This window comes from Streptomyces sp. NPDC050147 (assembly GCF_040660195.1).
GTDB lineage: Bacteria > Actinomycetota > Actinomycetes > Streptomycetales > Streptomycetaceae > Streptomyces.
In genome coordinates this window covers 214,790-230,467 of the sequence record NZ_JBFALJ010000001.1, presented here as the reverse complement: position 1 = coordinate 230,467, position 15,678 = coordinate 214,790, and the positions used below count along the sequence as shown (strand labels likewise).

Genomic DNA, 15,678 nt, shown 5'->3' with positions numbered 1-15,678 from the left:
TGCCCGTTCCTGCGCAGTACGCCACAGAGAGAGACCACCATGTCCTGGCTGTCCCGATTCAGCCTCGCCCAACGGGCCCTTGTCGGGCTGATATCCATCATCGCCCTCGTCTTCGGCGCGATCGCGATCCCTCAGCTCAAGCAGCAACTGCTGCCCTCCATCGAACTCCCGATGGTGTCCGTCCTGGCCCCGTATCAGGGCGCGTCCCCCGATGTGGTCGAAAAGCAGGTCGTCGAACCCCTGGAAGCGTCGATCGACGCGGTCGACGGCATCACCGGCATCACCTCCACGGCGAGCGAGGGCAACGCCGTGATCATGGCCCAGTTCGACTACGGCAGCGGGTCCAAGCAGCTCGTCGCCGACATCCAGCAGGCCGTGAACCGCGCCGGGGCCCAGCTCCCCGACGACGTCGACCCGCAGGTCATCGCGGGCTCCACGGACGACATCCCGACCGTGGTCCTCTCCGTCACCTCCGACAAGGACCAGCAGGCGCTCTCCGACCAGCTCGACCGCACCGTCGTGCCCTCCCTCAAGGACATCGACGGCGTCGCCCAGGTCACCGTCGACGGCGTGCGCGACCTCCAGGTCGACGTCACCCCCGACGACAAGAAGCTGGCGAAGGCGGGCCTGACCCCGGCCGCGCTCGGCCAGGCGCTCCAGGCCGGCGGCGCCACGCTCCCCGCGGGCTCCTTCGACGAGGACGGCAAGAACCGCACCGTCCAGGTCGGCGGCGGCTACACCTCCCTGAAGCAGATCCAGGACCTGATGGTCGCCCCCGAGGCCGAGCCGGGGAAGCGGCCGGGCAAGCCGGTGCGCCTCAGCGACGTCGCCACGGTGAAGCAGCAGCCGTCGGAGGCCACGTCCATCACGCGAACCAACGGCAAGCCGAGCCTCGCCGTCGCGATCACGATGGACCAGGACGGCAGCGCCGTCGCCATCTCCGACGAGGTCAAGGACAAGCTGCCCGGCCTGCGCAAGGACCTGGGCGCGGGCTCCGACCTGACGGTCGCGAGCGACCAGGGTCCGGCGGTCTCCCAGTCCATCGACGGGCTCACCACCGAGGGCGCGCTCGGCCTGGTCTTCGCGGTCCTGGTCATCCTGGTCTTCCTGGCGTCGGTCCGCTCGACGCTGGTCACCGCGGTCTCCATCCCGCTCTCGGTCGTCCTCGCCCTGATCGTGCTGTGGACGCGGGACCTCTCCCTCAACATGCTCACGCTCGGCGCGCTGACCATCGCGATCGGCCGCGTCGTCGACGACTCGATCGTGGTCCTGGAGAACATCAAGCGCCACCTCGGATACGGCGAGGAGCGCGAGGCGGCGATCATCACGGCCGTCAAGGAGGTCGCGGGCGCCGTGACGTCCTCGACCCTGACGACCGTCGCCGTCTTCCTGCCGATCGGCCTGACCGGCGGCATGGTGGGCGAGCTCTTCGGCTCCTTCTCGCTGACGGTCACGGCGGCGCTCCTCGCCTCCCTGCTCGTCTCGCTGACGGTCGTGCCGGTCCTCTCGTACTGGTTCCTGCGTCCCCCGAAGGACGTCCGCGGCGCCGACCCGGAGGAGGCCCGCCACAAGGCCGAGGAGAAGGAGGCGAAGAGCAGGCTCCAGCGCTTCTACGTCCCCGTCCTGCGCTTCGCGACGCGGCGCCGCTTCACCAGCCTCGTCATCGCGATCGTCGTCCTCGTCGGTACGTTCGGCATGGTGCCGCTCCTGAAGACCAACTTCTTCGACCAGGGCGAGCAGGAAGTCCTGACCATCAAGCAGGAGTTGAAGCCGGGCACCAGCCTGGCGGCGTCCAATGCCTCGGCCAAGAAGGTCGAGAAGATGCTGGACGGCCTCGACGAGATCAAGGACTACCAGGTCACGGTCGGCTCCTCCGGTTTCATGGCGGCCTTCGGCGGCTCCACGGACACCAACCAGGCCTCGTACACCCTGACGCTCAAGGACAAGTCCTCGTACGACAAGACGCAGGACAAGGTCGAGCAGGAGCTCGGCAAGCTCTCCGGCATCGGCCAGACGTCCATCGCGGCCGGTGACGGCTTCGGCAGCCAGGACCTGAGCGTGGTCGTCAAGGCCGCCGACGGCGACGTGCTGCGCAAGGCGGCCGACGAGGTCCGCGACGAGGTCGCGAAGATCGACGACGTCACGGACGTCCAGAGCGACCTGTCGCAGAGCATCCCGCGCATCTCGGTCAAGGCCAACGCCAAGGCCGCCGCGGCCGGGTTCAACGACACCACCCTCGGCCAGGCGGTCGCCCAGGCGGTCCGCGGCACCGAGAGCGGCAAGGCGATCCTGGACGACACCGAGCGCGACGTCGTGGTGAAGTCGGCGCGCCCGGCGAAGACCCTGACCGAGCTGCGCGAGCTGAACCTCGGCTCCGTGAAGCTCGGTGACGTCGCCACCGTCGAGCTGGTCGACGGGCCGGTCTCCATGACCCGCATCGACGGCGCCCGCGCCGCGACGATCACCGCGAAGCCGACCGGCGAGAACACCGGCGCGGTCAGCGCCGACCTCACCAAGAAGCTCGACGCGCTGAAGCTTCCGGACGGCGCCACGGCGTCCATCGGCGGTGTCTCCGAGGACCAGGACGAGGCGTTCGCGTCGCTCGGTCTCGCGATGCTGGCGGCGATCGCGATCGTCTTCATGCTCCTCGTGGCGACGTTCCGCTCGCTCGTCCAGCCGCTGATCCTGCTGGTCTCGATCCCGTTCGCGGCCACCGGCGCCATCGGCCTGCTGATCGCCACCGACACCCCGATGGGCGTCCCGGCGATGATCGGCATGCTGATGCTGATCGGCATCGTGGTGACGAACGCGATCGTCCTCATCGACCTGATCAACCAGTACCGCAGGCAAGGTCACGGCGTGGTCGAAGCGGTCGTCGAGGGTGGCCGCCACCGGCTCCGCCCGATCCTGATGACGGCCCTCGCGACCATCTTCGCCCTGCTCCCGATGGCCCTCGGCATCACGGGCGAGGGCGGCTTCATCGCCCAGCCGCTCGCGGTGGTGGTCATCGGCGGCCTGATCACGTCGACGCTCCTCACCCTCCTGCTCGTCCCGACGCTGTACGCGATGGTGGAGCTCCGCAAGGAGCGTCGCCGCGCGAAGCGCGAGGCGAAGCGGGCCAAGAAGGCGGGGGGCCCGCAGCAGGCGGACTCCCGCGCGACCGACGAGGAGCCGGCCCAGGTGTAGCAATGCCGTAAGGGGCGCCCCGCAGCTGCGGGGCGCCCCTTACTTCGTTCTCCGGCACGCCTACGGCAGCGCCAGCATCCGCTCCAGCGCCAGCTTCGCGAACTGCTCGGTCTCGCGGTCGACCGCGATCTGGTTGACCAGCTTGCCGTCGGCCAGGGATTCGAGCGCCCAGACCAGGTGCGGCAGGTCGATCCGGTTCATGGTCGAGCAGAAGCAGACCGTCTTGTCGAGGAAGACGATCTCCTTGTCGTCGGCGGCGAAACGGTTCGCCAGGCGGCGTACGAGGTTCAGCTCGGTCCCGATCGCCCACTTGGAACCGGCCGGAGCCGCCTCCAGGGCCTGGATGATGTACTCCGTGGAGCCGACGTAGTCCGCCGCGGCCACGACCTCGTGCTTGCACTCGGGGTGCACCAGGACGTTCACGCCGGGAATCCGCGCGCGCACGTCCTGAACGGACTCCACCGAGAAGCGCCCGTGCACCGAGCAGTGCCCGCGCCACAGGATCATCTTCGCGTCCCGCAGCTGCTCGACGGTCAGGCCGCCGTTCGGCTTGTGCGGGTTGTAGAGGACGCAGTCCTCCAGAGTGAGGCCCATGTCACGGACCGCGGTGTTGCGGCCCAGGTGCTGGTCGGGCAGGAAGAGGACCTTTGTTGAATTGGGCTCCCCCTGCTCGAAGGCCCACTCGAGGGCGCGCTTGGCGTTGGACGAGGTGCAGATCGTCCCGCCGTGCTTGCCGGTGAAGGCCTTGATGTCGGCCGAGGAGTTCATGTACGAGACGGGCACGACCTGCTCGGATATCCCGGCCTCGGCAAGGACGTCCCAGCACTCCGCGACCTGCTCGGCGGTGGCCATGTCGGCCATCGAGCAGCCGGCGGCCAGGTCGGGCAGGACGACCTTCTGGTCGTCGGTGGTCAGGATGTCCGCGGACTCGGCCATGAAGTGGACACCGCAGAAGACGATGTACTCCGCCTCCGGCCTGGCGGCCGCGTCCTTGGCCAGCTTGAAGGAGTCGCCGGTGACATCCGCGAACTGGATGACCTCGTCGCGCTGGTAGTGGTGGCCGAGCACGAAGACCTTGTCGCCGAGCTTCTCCTTGGCGGCGCGAGCGCGCTCCACGAGGTCCGGGTCGGAGGGGGAGGGCAGATCGCCGGGGCACTCCACGCCGCGCTCGCTCTTGGGGTCGGCCTCGCGGCCGAGCAGCAGGAGAGCGAGCGGTGTGGGCTGAACATCGAGGTCCACGAGGTCCGCGGGGGACTGGGCGGTGGTCACGACACGCACCCTTTCTGAATGTGATGAGCGCGGCGGCAGCCGCTCCGGTGGAGCCGGTGCGTGCACCGGGTAGCCTTCTCGTCTAATTGACGTTATCTATCATAACCGCTTCACGTCAGTTTGACGATGGCCATAGTGTCGATGTGACGCGTTCGCCTCCGACGGGCCGATGCCCCACGGGGCGGCATGTGCGAGCATGAAGGGAAAGACAGCGAGAGACGGTCGAGAGACACAGCACTCGGCCCGGAATGAATCCGCGGCCCCGACGGTTGCAATTGTCGGCAAGCAGTCTCCGTACAACCCGGGAGAGAAGCAGATGTCCGTATCGGACGAGACCACCACCGTGAGCGACGGCATCCTCCTGTCCGACGCCGCCGCGGCCAAGGTCAAGGGCCTTCTTGAGCAGGAGGGCCGGGACGACCTGGCGCTGCGCGTCGCCGTTCAGCCCGGCGGCTGCTCCGGCCTTCGCTACCAACTGTTCTTCGACGAGCGCTCGCTCGACGGCGACGTGCTCAAGGACTTCGACGGCGTCAAGGTCGTCACCGACCGGATGAGCGCTCCGTACCTGGGCGGCGCCTCCATCGACTTCGTCGACACCATCGAGAAGCAGGGCTTCACGATCGACAACCCGAACGCCACGGGCTCCTGCGCCTGCGGCGACTCGTTCAGCTAGACCAGTCCGTACCGAGCTCTTTCCGTCACCGAGCTCAGTTCGTACGTACGAAGGCGGCCCCCGAAGTTCTCCGGGGGCCGCCTTCGTACGTGTCCGTCCGCGGTGCCTCTACTTGCGCGGCACCGTCTCGCCGTCGGTCGCGTCCACGACCTTGCGGTCGCCGAGCGGCTGGTCGAGGGTCACGGTCTCGGTGAACTCCTTGGCCATCATGATGCAGACCTCGCCCTTCTTGTGGGTCTCGGTCACCTTGACGCGCACGCTGTCCTTGCTTTCGTCGGCCGACGCCGAGTAGTCACTGCAGACGCCGCCCCAGAAGTGCACCGTCAGGGACTTGCCGTCCGCGCGGTAGGACTCGACGTGCAGGATCGGCTGCCTCGGGCCCGTGTCCGGCTTCTCGGTGGGCGTCGGGGTGGGCGACGGCGTGCTCGGCGAGGTGAGGAACTTGGGCTCCACGGCCGGGTGCGTCACCGTGAAGGTCTCCGGCGCACCCTTCGGCTGCACGTCGAAAAGCCAGGAGGGCACGAGCGCCTGACGTCCGTCCACGAACTGCACCGCGAGCCCGAAGGTGGCGCCCTTCACCGTGATCGGCTGCGGCTCGGGAGGCCCGGAGGAAGGCTCCTCGCACGGTGCCTTCGTCCCCTTCTCGACCGCGGGGGCGTCGCCGTCGGAGCTGACCGCCGTGTCGCCCGCGGCGTTCGGCACCGCCGACGCGCAGCCGCCGATGCCGACACGGCCGCCACCGCCGCCCGCTTCGTTGAGCTGGTCCAGGGTCTCCTCGGCGCTGATCACCGGGTATGTGGCGCCCTTCTCCGGGGCCTTCAACCGGCCGCTGCCGCCCACCACTTGGCCGTCCGAGCCGACCTGAATGCCGGTCGACCAGCCGTACGTCGGGTGGCCGCCCACCTTCGGGTCGGCGTTCACCACGCGTACGCCGCCCATGAGTTGGCTCGCGTCCAGCTTCGCGTCGTCCTGTCCCACGGCCTTCAGGACCGGCGCCGCCGCCTTCTTCGCCGCGCTCTCGCCCACCGCGTCACCCTCGCCGTTCGGCGCGGTGGACGTCTCCGAACAGGGCTTGCCCTTCGGGCAGTTGTCGCTGCCCCCGGTGGCGTACCGCGTGAACGTCCAGGTGCCCGGCGCCTGCTTGCTCACCTGGAGCGAGGGCCCGGAGCCGTCCTTCGTGGGGCCGATCTTCCAGGCACCGTCCTGCGACGTGGGCTTGCCCGTGACGCCGAGCGCCTTGGCCAGCTCGGCGACCTGGTCCTGACCGACGGTGCCCCGCGCGTGGTAGACGGGCGCCGCGTCGGGGCCGCCGGGCAGCTTGCCCTCGGCGCGATAGGCGGCGCCGTTCGGGTCCGGCTCTCCCGGGGCGATGCCACCGGTGTCTCCGGTGCCGCCTTCCTGCCGGTCGCCGTCCGTGTGGCCGTCGAGGGCGAGGGGCGGGGGCGTGCCGTCGGTGGCGGGAGAGCTGCCGTTGCCGTCGCTGCCGCCGGACGCGGTCGCGGCGAAGTAGGCGCCGCCGCCACCGACGAGCAGCACCGTGGCCGCCACCGACGCGACGGCAAGGCGGGAACGCCGCCGGTGCTGCTCGGCCGCGTCATGAACGGGTCGCTCGGTGCTCACCGCATCGCTCCTTCGACTGCACTGCTGTCCCTGGAGGCCCAGGAGCGGGCCTCGTTCGTATTCCGGGTCCCCTTTACGGGGGACAGCGGTGGGACGCAGCGGGGGAGCGCGCGGTTCCCTCGGCGCGCGCCGCCGCCCTTCTCAGTCGCCGTACTCGGACATGCCGTCGATGAGCCGCGCGGAGGCGGGCGGAACGCTGACGCCATGGATCAGTGCGGGCGACACCGGGGCGGTCGCCGCCGCCGCGGGTGCCACCCAGTGCGGGGCCATGCGGGCGCAGTCGCCGCGCAACGTCTCCAGGGACTCGGAGGGCAGCTCGACGGGACGCGCGTTCACGACATGTTTCGAGATAACGGCCATAACCGCACCGTACGCATCGCACACCTCGCGAAAAAAGACCTACTAACGGGTAGTTTGGCCTCTTCAGCGCGGTGTCCCGACCCGGTAGCGTGAACTGTCAACCCCCGCCTCTCCTCCACAGGAGCATGCCGTCGTGCGTATCGCAGTCACCGGCTCCATCGCCACCGACCACCTGATGACCTTCCCCGGCCGCTTCGCCGACCAACTGGTCGCGGATCAGCTGCACACGGTCTCTCTCTCTTTCCTCGTCGACGCCCTGGACGTACGCAGGGGAGGCGTCGCCGCCAACATCTGCTTCGGCATGGGCCAGCTCGGCACGAGCCCCATCCTGGTCGGCGCCGCGGGGTCCGACTTCGGCGAGTACCGCGACTGGCTCGACCGGCACGGCGTCGACACGGCATCGGTCCGCATCTCCGAGACGCTGCACACGGCCCGCTTCGTGTGCACCACGGACGCCGATCACAACCAGATCGGTTCGTTCTACACCGGCGCGATGAGCGAGGCCCGCCTCATCGAACTGAAGACCGTGGCCGACCGCGTGGGCGGCCTCGACCTGGTCCTCATCGGCGCGGACGACCCCGAGGCGATGATGCGCCACACCGAGGAGTGCCGGACGCGGAAGATCCCCTTCGCGGCCGACTTCTCCCAGCAGATCGCGCGCATGGAGGGCGAGGAGATCCGGACCCTCCTCGACGGCGCCACCTACCTCTTCTCGAACGAGTACGAGAAGGGGCTCATCGAGTCCAAGACCGGCTGGACCGACGCCGAGATCCTCTCGAAGGTCGGCCACCGGGTGACGACCCTCGGCTCACGCGGTGTGCGCATCGAGTCCACCGGCCAGGACCCGATCGAGGTCGGCGTCCCGGAGGAAGAGGCGAAGGTCGAGCCGACCGGCGTCGGCGACGCCTTCCGCGCGGGCTTCCTCTCGGGGCTCGCCTGGGGCGTCTCCCACGAGCGCGCCGCGCAGGTCGGCTGCATGCTCGCCACCCTGGTCATCGAGACCGTCGGCACCCAGGAGTACGAGCTGCGGCGCAGCAACTTCATGGACCGCTTCACCAAGGCGTACGGCCATGAGGCGGCGTCCGAGGTGCGGACCCACCTGGCCTAGTCAGGAGCTCCGGCGGACCACGTACGCCGAGCCGTGGTCCGCCGGCTCCTCACCCACGTACTCCTGGCCCCGCATCTCGCACCACGCGGGGATGTCGAGCCGAGCCGCCTCGTCGTCGGCGAGGACCGTGACCGTGCCGCCCACCGGCACGTCCCCGATGACCTTCGCGAGCTCGATGACGGGAAGCGGGCAGCGCTTGCCGAGCGCGTCCACCACGAGGGAAGCCGATTCCGCGCGCGCCGCCGACGCCACCGGCGCGCCCAGTTGCTCGCGTACGCCGCTCACCACGCCCGGCAGCACCTCCAGGAAACGCTCGACGTCGGCTTCCCGGGTCCCCCGTGGGAGTGACACCCGGACGTTGCCCTCGCTCAGTACGCCCATCGCCTTCAGGACATGGCTCGGAGTCAGCGTCGAGCTGGTGCAGGACGAGCCGGAGGAGACCGAGAAACCCGCCCGGTCCAGCTCGTGCAGCACTGTCTCCCCGTCGACATAGAGACACGAGAACGTCACCAGATGGGGCAGGCGCCGCTCCGGGTCGCCCACCACCTCCACGTCCGGCACCAGACCCGGCACCCGCGCCCTGATCCGCTCCGTCAACTCCCGCAGCCGGGCGCCCTCCTCGGCGGCTTCGGCCTGCACGGCACGGAGCGAGGCCGCGGCGGCGACCACCGCCGGGATGTTCTCGAAGCCCGGGGCGCGGCCCGACTCCCGCTCGTCGGCGGGGCCTTGCGCGGCGAACCGCACCCCCTTGCGCACCGCGAGCAGCCCCACGCCCGCGGGCCCGCCCCACTTGTGGGCACTCGCGGCGAGCAGCGACCACTGACCGCCCACCGGGCCCCACGGCAGCGACTGCGCCGCGTCCACCAGGAGCGGCACCCCGGCGGCGCGACACGCCGAAGCGACATCGGCCACCGGCTGCTCGGTGCCCACCTCGTGGTTGGCGGACTGGAGGCAGGCGAGCGCCGTGTCGGGGCGCAGTGCGGCGGCGTACGCGGCCGTGGACACCGCGCCCGACCGGTCCACCGGGATCTCCGTCACCGTGCCCCCGTCGGCGTCGAGGGCCGCCGCCGCGTGGAGCACCGAAGAGTGTTCGACGGCCGACACCACCAGATGCCGCCCGACACGCCGACGCCCCGCGAGGGCACCGGCGACCGCGGAGTGCACCGCGCGAGTGCCGGACGAGGTGAAGACGAGCTCGTCCGGGCGGCAGCCCACCGCGTCGGCGGCGGCCTCCCGCGCCGCGTCGAGCAGCAGCCTGGCCCGTCGCCCCTCGCGATAGAGCCGGGCGGGATCGGCCCACCCTTCATCGAGCGAGGCCTGCAGGGCTTGCCGGGCCACGGGGTGGAGGGGCGCGGAGGAGGCGACATCGAAGTAGGACACACGGCAACGCTAAGCGCCCCGAAGGGGCGCGAGGAACGGCGCGGCCCGCCCCCCACGGACGCGCAGTCGCGGACCGAGAGGTTCCGCCGAGCCGGTGGGCGGCCGACCCCCCGTCAGAAAGCAGCAGCGGGCAGGGGGCCCACCCTCCCGAGTGACCCGCGGCGCGTTAGGCACCCTCCCCGCGCGACCCCAAATAGCGTCCAGTAAGGTTTGGCCCGCATAAACATCCAAACCCCTGCCCGCCGCAGGGCGGCGACCGACGACCGAGAAGGCCGCACCCGACCGCGCGGGCCGAGACTCTCGGGAAGGCGCTACGTGAGTCCCAACGGCTCCGACCGCTCGTCGCGGCGCCCGATGCGGCGGAAGCTGCCGCAGGTGCTGACTGCGGTCCTGATCTTGGCAACCGCGACAGGTTGCACATACAAGGACTTTCCCCGCCTTGGTATGCCCACCCCCGTAACGGAAGAGGCTCCGCGGATCCTCTCCCTCTGGCAGGGCTCGTGGGCGGCAGCGCTCGCCACGGGCGTGCTGGTCTGGGGTCTGATCCTGTGGAGTGTCATCTTCCACCGGCGCAGCCGCACCAAGGTGGAGGTACCTCCGCAGACGCGTTACAACATGCCCATCGAGGCGCTCTACACGGTGGTGCCTCTCATCATCGTCTCAGTGCTCTTCTACTTCACGGCACGTGATGAGTCGAAGCTCCTCCACCTGGACAAAAAGCCCGCCCACACGGTCAACGTGGTCGGCTACCAGTGGAGCTGGGGCTTCAACTACATCGAGGACGTGCCGGGTTCCGACAAGGGCGACGCCAAGACGGCCAAGGAGCTGGAGGCCATCCCGGACAAGTTCCGCGATGCGTTCCCGTCCAACGCCGGCGGCGTCTACGACGTCGGCACGCCCGGCCAGCGGAACCCGCAGAACGGCAACCCCGGCCCGACCCTCTGGCTCCCCAAGGGCGAGAAGGTCCGGTTCGTGCTGACTTCGCGTGACGTCATCCACTCCTTCTGGGTGGTGCCGTTCCTCATGAAGCAGGACGTCATCCCGGGCCACACGAACGCCTTCGAGGTGACTCCCAACAAGGAGGGCACCTTCATGGGCAAGTGCGCCGAGCTCTGCGGTGTCGACCACTCCCGGATGCTCTTCAACGTCAAGGTCGTTTCCCCCGAGCGCTACCAGAAGCACCTCGAGGACCTGGCGAAGAAGAACCAGACCGGTTACATCCCGGCCGGCATCGAGCAGACGAAGCACGAGAAGAACCGGGAGACGAACAACCTGTGAGCATCCTCAACGAACCTCAGGGTGCCGCGGCAGCACCAACCGACTCGTACGAGAACGAGCTGCCCGTGCGGCGCAAGCAGCCGGGAAACGTCGTCATCAAGTGGCTGACCACCACTGACCACAAGACGATCGGCACGCTCTATCTGGTCACGTCGTTCGCGTTCTTCTGCATCGGCGGCGTGATGGCGCTCTTCATGCGCGCCGAACTCGCTCGCCCCGGCTCGCAGCTGATGTCGAACGAGCAGTTCAACCAGGCGTTCACGATGCACGGCACGATCATGCTGCTGATGTTCGCGACGCCGCTGTTCGCCGGATTCGCGAACTGGATCATGCCGCTGCAGATCGGCGCGCCCGACGTGGCGTTCCCGCGGCTGAACATGTTCGCGTACTGGCTGTACCTCTTCGGCTCGCTCATCGCGGTGGCCGGCTTCCTCACCCCGCAGGGTGCGGCCGACTTCGGCTGGTTCGCCTACTCCCCGCTGTCGGACGCCGTCCGCTCGCCGGGCATCGGCGCCGACATGTGGATCATGGGTCTGGCCTTCTCCGGCTTCGGCACGATCCTCGGTTCGGTCAACTTCATCACCACGATCATCTGCATGCGCGCACCCGGCATGACGATGTTCCGGATGCCGATCTTCGTGTGGAACGTCCTGCTGACCGCGGTTCTGGTCCTGCTGGCCTTCCCGGTGCTCGCCGCCGCGCTGTTCGCCCTGGAGGCGGACCGCAAATTCGGTGCCCATATCTTCGACGCGTCCAATGGCGGCGCGCTGCTGTGGCAACACCTCTTCTGGTTCTTCGGCCATCCAGAGGTGTACATCATCGCGTTGCCATTCTTCGGAATCATTTCCGAGGTCATCCCGGTCTTCTCCCGCAAGCCGATGTTCGGCTACATGGGTCTGATCGGCGCGACGATCGCGATCGCGGGTCTCTCCGTGACCGTGTGGGCGCACCACATGTACGTCACCGGTGGCGTGCTCCTGCCGTTCTTCTCCTTCATGACGTTCCTGATCGCCGTGCCGACGGGCGTGAAGTTCTTCAACTGGATCGGAACGATGTGGAAGGGCTCACTGAGTTTCGAGACACCGATGCTCTGGGCCGTCGGCTTCCTGATCACCTTCACCTTCGGTGGTCTGACCGGCGTCATCCTGGCCTCGCCGCCGATGGACTTCCACGTCTCCGACTCGTACTTCGTGGTCGCGCACTTCCACTACGTCGTCTTCGGCACCGTGGTCTTCGCGATGTTCTCCGGATTCCACTTCTGGTGGCCGAAGTTCACCGGCAAGATGCTGGACGAGCGGCTCGGCAAGATCACCTTCTGGACGCTGTTCGTGGGCTTCCACGGCACGTTCCTGGTGCAGCACTGGCTGGGCGCCGAGGGCATGCCGCGTCGTTACGCGGACTACCTCGCGGCCGACGGTTTCACCGCGCTGAACACGATCTCGACGATCTCCTCGTTCCTGCTCGGTCTGTCGATCCTGCCGTTCTTCTACAACATCTGGAAGACGGCCAAGTACGGCAAGAAGATCGAGGTCGACGACCCGTGGGGCTACGGCCGTTCGCTCGAGTGGGCGACGTCCTGCCCGCCGCCGCGGCACAACTTCATCACCCTGCCGAGGATCCGTTCCGAGTCCCCGGCGTTCGACCTGCATCACCCTGAGATCGCTGCTCTCGACCAGCTCGAGAGCAGCGACCACGGTGACAAGGCGCTCGCGGGCGGCAAGGAGGCCGGCAAGTGAAGGTCCAAGGCAAGATGTTCATCTGGCTGAGCGTCTTCGTACTGGTCATGGCGATCGTCTATGGCTGGTGGTCGAAGGAGCCGGCCGGTACGACCGCGCTGTTCCTGGCCTTCGGCCTGTGCATCATGATCGGCTACTACCTGGCCTTCACGGCCCGGCGTGTCGACGCGTCCGCACAGGACAACAAGGAGGCCGACGTAGCGGACGAGGCCGGCGAGGTGGGCTTCTTCAGCCCGCACAGCTGGCAGCCGCTCTCGCTGGCCATCGGTGGCGCGCTCGCCTTCATGGGCGTCGTCTTCGGCTGGTGGCTGCTGTACTTCTCGGCCCCCATCCTGATGATCGGCCTCTTCGGCTGGGTCTTCGAGTACTACCGGGGCGAGAACCAGACCCAGTGAGTCAGTGACTTCCCGCACCACCGAGGGCCCGGACATTCCTTGCGGAGTGTCCGGGCCCTTCGGCGTGTCGCGCTTGACACTCGTACGGGTCACTCGACGCGCCGCAGCCGATGAACCTTCATACCGTGTGTTCATGAGCCACTCACCGCGAATCCGCACGGTACTGAGCTGCACCTTGCTGGTGGCCGCCCTCGGGGTGGGAACCACGGCGTGCGGCAGCTCCGACGGCCATCCGCTCTCGGCGAAACCGTACGACGCGGCGGGCCAGATCGCCTTCAACGGCCCGGTGGGCAGTCAGAAGGCGGACCCCGACAAGCCCTTGGAGGTCACCGCCCAGGGCGAGGACGGACGCATCACCGATGTGACGGCCACCGACGCGCTGGGGCGGTACGTGGCGGGCGAACTCGCCGCCGACGGCGCCCGTTGGCACAGTACGGAGCCTCTCGCGGCGGGAGCGCATTACACGGTGCGGGTCAGCACGGAGGACGAGGAGGGCTCACCGGGCCGCAAGATCCTGACGTTCGACACGGACGGTCCGGCCAAGAAGAAGCGGCTCGACGTCACCTTCGGCCCCGAACCGGGCAAGTACGGCGTGGGCCAGCCGGTCACGGCGAAGCTCAGCGCCAAGGTGAAGGACAAGAAGGCCAGGGCCATCGTGGAGCGCTCGCTGAAGGTCGAGACGCAGCCCGCCACGAAGGGCGTGTGGCACTGGGTGGACAGCGAGACGCTGCACTACCGCCCCAAGGAGTACTGGCCCACGGGCGCGACCATCAACGTCCGGAGCAACCTGGCGGGCATCAAGGTCCGCGACAAGCTCTGGGGCGGTGAGGCCAAGCCGCTGCGGCTGACCATCGGCGACCGCATCGAGGCCGTGACGGACGCCGGTTCGCACTGGATGACGGTCTACCGCAACGGCGAGGAGATCAACTCCATCCCGGTGACCACGGGCAAGCCCGGCTACTCCACGCGCAACGGCGTCAAGGTGGTGCTGGGCAAGGAGTACTCCGTACGTATGACCAGTGCCAGCATCGGTGCATCGGACTTCTACGACAAGATGGTCTACTACGCGACGCGGGTCACCAACTCCGGTGAGTACGTGCACGCGGCCCCGTGGTCGGTCGGCTCGCAGGGCAACGCGAACACCAGCCACGGCTGCACGGGCATGAGCACCGACAACGCCGCCTGGTTCTTCGAGACCGTCCGGCAGGGCGACATCGTGAGGGTCGTCAACAGCGCCGGAGCCGACATGGATCCGTTCGGCAACGGCTTCGGCGACTGGAACGTCGGCTGGAAGAACTGGCGGGACGGCAGCGCCCTGCTCGGCGGCGCCAAGAAGGGCGCCACGGCGGTCGACGCGGCCCGGCTGCGGCCGCAGGTCTAGCGGCTCCGAAGGACGGCACGGAGACAGCACAGAAGGCCCCGTGCCGAGGCGCGGGGCCTTCTGCCGTGGCGTCAGGCCTGGACGGCCAGTTTGTCGCGCAGCAGGGCGGCCAGGGAGTTCGCGAACTCGACCGGGTCGACCGGAAGGGTCACCGCGGCCTCCGCGCGGCTCCAGGTGGCCAGCCAGGCGTCCTGCGGGCGTCCCATGAGCAGGAGTACGGGCGGGCACCGGAAGATCTCGTCCTTGAGCTGACGGCAGACCCCCATGCCGCCGATGGGCGTGGCCTCGCCGTCCAGGACGCAGACGTCGATGCCGCCCCGGTCGAGTTCCTTCAGCACGGCGGGCAGCGTCGCGCACTCGATGAACTCGACCGCGGGAACGTCCGCCGCCGGCCTGCGTCCGGTGGCCAACCGGACCTGCTGGCGGGTGCTCGCGTTGTCGCTGTAGACCAGCACCGTGGCGGTCGGCTGCATTGTTCCTCCGCTTCGTTGAGGGCTTTCGGCCGGGGACCGATGCGCGGATGCTACTCCTCCGGACACCCCGTCAACAGCGGTTCGGACAGCCCTTCGATGGGCCATACGGGCTGGACACACCCCGCAGACACTCCGAACGGCACCCCCCGGGGTGAGGGCGGGATAAGCGACCGACATAATGTCGGTCGTGGCGACAGCAACGACAGTAGATACCGGGCACGCGCACCCGCCGGTCAATCGGCCGAACCTCACCAGCGTCGGGACCATCATTTGGCTGAGTTCCGAGCTGATGTTCTTCGCGGCCCTCTTCGCGATGTACTTCACCCTGCGATCGGTGACAGGACCTGAGCACTGGAAGGAAATGGCGTCCGCGCTGAACTTCCCGTTCTCGGCGACGAACACCACGATCCTGGTGCTCTCCTCCCTCACTTGCCAGCTAGGCGTGTTCGCCGCTGAGCGTGGTGACGTGAAGAAGCTCCGGATGTGGTTCATCGTCACCTTCATCATGGGTGCGGTCTTCATCGGTGGTCAGGTGTTCGAGTACACCGAGCTGGTCAAGCACGAGGGCCTCTCGCTCTCGTCGGACCCGTACGGCTCGGTCTTCTACCTGACGACCGGCTTCCATGGCATGCATGTGACAGGCGGCCTCATCGCCTTCCTGCTGGTCCTCGGCAGGACGTACGCGGCCAAGAGGTTCACCCATGAGCAGGCGACCGCAGCCATCGTCGTGTCCTACTACTGGCACTTCGTCGATGTTGTCTGGATCGGTCTCTTTGCCACGATCTACATGATCAAGTAAACGGGGCGGGGCTCCGACGG

13 protein-coding genes are annotated in these 15,678 nt (G+C 68.4%); 8 read left to right on the top strand and 5 right to left on the bottom strand.

The genetic code is table 11. From position 1 onward, the window contains the following. Positions 1–39: 39 nt before the first annotated feature. Positions 40–3,186 carry an efflux RND transporter permease subunit gene (locus AB0I94_RS01045; protein WP_363307248.1) on the top strand — a complete coding sequence of 1,049 codons (3,147 nt, stop codon included), beginning with the start codon at positions 40–42 and terminating at the stop codon, positions 3,184–3,186. Positions 3,187–3,246: 60 nt separating this feature from the next. On the opposite strand, the gene nadA is transcribed toward AB0I94_RS01045, so the two are convergent. Beyond that, positions 3,247–4,455, bottom strand: coding sequence for a quinolinate synthase NadA (gene nadA / locus AB0I94_RS01040; RefSeq protein WP_363307247.1), 1,209 nt, complete (start codon positions 4,453–4,455; stop codon positions 3,247–3,249). A gap of 316 nt (positions 4,456–4,771) precedes the next feature. Here nadA and AB0I94_RS01035 point away from each other — a divergent pair, with 316 nt between their 5' ends. Then, entirely contained in the window at positions 4,772–5,128 is a 357-nt protein-coding gene (locus AB0I94_RS01035) for an iron-sulfur cluster assembly accessory protein (RefSeq protein ID WP_363307246.1), read from the top strand. Between the two features lie 108 nt (positions 5,129–5,236). On the opposite strand, the gene AB0I94_RS01030 is transcribed toward AB0I94_RS01035, so the two are convergent. Then, the gene (locus AB0I94_RS01030; RefSeq protein WP_363307245.1) at positions 5,237–6,748 is read right to left on the bottom strand and encodes a hypothetical protein; all 1,512 of its coding nucleotides are present in this window, start codon (positions 6,746–6,748) and stop codon (positions 5,237–5,239) included. A 141-nt stretch (positions 6,749–6,889) separates the two neighbouring features. Then, positions 6,890–7,108, bottom strand: coding sequence for a hypothetical protein (locus AB0I94_RS01025; RefSeq protein ID WP_363307244.1), 219 nt, complete (start codon positions 7,106–7,108; stop codon positions 6,890–6,892). Between the two features lie 133 nt (positions 7,109–7,241). Here AB0I94_RS01025 and AB0I94_RS01020 point away from each other — a divergent pair, with 133 nt between their 5' ends. Continuing rightward, positions 7,242–8,216 carry a carbohydrate kinase family protein gene (locus AB0I94_RS01020; RefSeq protein WP_363307243.1) on the top strand — a complete coding sequence of 325 codons (975 nt, stop codon included), beginning with the start codon at positions 7,242–7,244 and terminating at the stop codon, positions 8,214–8,216. Here the strand turns inward: AB0I94_RS01020 and AB0I94_RS01015 are convergent, their stop codons facing one another. Next, positions 8,217–9,596 (bottom strand): aminotransferase class V-fold PLP-dependent enzyme, encoded by a 1,380-nt coding sequence (locus tag AB0I94_RS01015; protein WP_363307242.1) that lies wholly within the window; start codon positions 9,594–9,596, stop codon positions 8,217–8,219. A gap of 315 nt (positions 9,597–9,911) precedes the next feature. On the opposite strand from AB0I94_RS01015, the gene coxB reads away from it, so the two are divergent. From coxB to AB0I94_RS00995, 4 genes are all read left to right on the top strand, one after another. Next, positions 9,912–10,874, top strand: a complete 963-nt coding sequence (coxB, locus tag AB0I94_RS01010; RefSeq protein ID WP_363307241.1) for a cytochrome c oxidase subunit II — start codon at positions 9,912–9,914, stop codon at positions 10,872–10,874. Next, positions 10,871–12,610 carry a cytochrome c oxidase subunit I gene (gene ctaD / locus AB0I94_RS01005; protein WP_363307240.1) on the top strand — a complete coding sequence of 580 codons (1,740 nt, stop codon included), beginning with the start codon at positions 10,871–10,873 and terminating at the stop codon, positions 12,608–12,610. The genes coxB and ctaD overlap by 4 nt, the downstream gene beginning before the upstream one ends. Continuing rightward, positions 12,607–13,005, top strand: coding sequence for a cytochrome c oxidase subunit 4 (locus AB0I94_RS01000; protein ID WP_363307239.1), 399 nt, complete (start codon positions 12,607–12,609; stop codon positions 13,003–13,005). Before ctaD ends, AB0I94_RS01000 begins: the two co-directional genes overlap by 4 nt. Positions 13,006–13,138: 133 nt before the next feature. After that, entirely contained in the window at positions 13,139–14,386 is a 1,248-nt protein-coding gene (locus AB0I94_RS00995; RefSeq protein ID WP_363307238.1) for an Ig-like domain-containing protein, read from the top strand. A 71-nt stretch (positions 14,387–14,457) separates the two neighbouring features. Here the strand turns inward: AB0I94_RS00995 and AB0I94_RS00990 are convergent, their stop codons facing one another. Beyond that, entirely contained in the window at positions 14,458–14,859 is a 402-nt protein-coding gene (locus AB0I94_RS00990) for a hypothetical protein (RefSeq protein WP_363307237.1), read from the bottom strand. A gap of 178 nt (positions 14,860–15,037) precedes the next feature. On the opposite strand from AB0I94_RS00990, the gene AB0I94_RS00985 reads away from it, so the two are divergent. Continuing rightward, the gene (locus AB0I94_RS00985; RefSeq protein ID WP_363208291.1) at positions 15,038–15,658 is read left to right on the top strand and encodes a heme-copper oxidase subunit III; all 621 of its coding nucleotides are present in this window, start codon (positions 15,038–15,040) and stop codon (positions 15,656–15,658) included. The last annotated feature ends 20 nt before the right edge of the window (positions 15,659–15,678 follow it).

Bases quoted from the DNA above. Each gene is read 5' to 3' on its own strand.
- AB0I94_RS00990 (WP_363307237.1), bottom strand. From the start codon at position 14,859: ATGCAGCCGACCGCCACGGTGCTGGTCTACAGCGACAACGCGAGCACC.
- AB0I94_RS00995 (WP_363307238.1), top strand. From the start codon at position 13,139: ATGAGCCACTCACCGCGAATCCGCACGGTACTGAGCTGCACCTTGCTG.
- AB0I94_RS00985 (WP_363208291.1), top strand. From the start codon at position 15,038: ATGTCGGTCGTGGCGACAGCAACGACAGTAGATACCGGGCACGCGCAC.
- AB0I94_RS01035 (WP_363307246.1), top strand. From the start codon at position 4,772: ATGTCCGTATCGGACGAGACCACCACCGTGAGCGACGGCATCCTCCTG.
- AB0I94_RS01025 (WP_363307244.1), bottom strand. From the start codon at position 7,108: ATGGCCGTTATCTCGAAACATGTCGTGAACGCGCGTCCCGTCGAGCTG.
- AB0I94_RS01045 (WP_363307248.1), top strand. From the start codon at position 40: ATGTCCTGGCTGTCCCGATTCAGCCTCGCCCAACGGGCCCTTGTCGGG.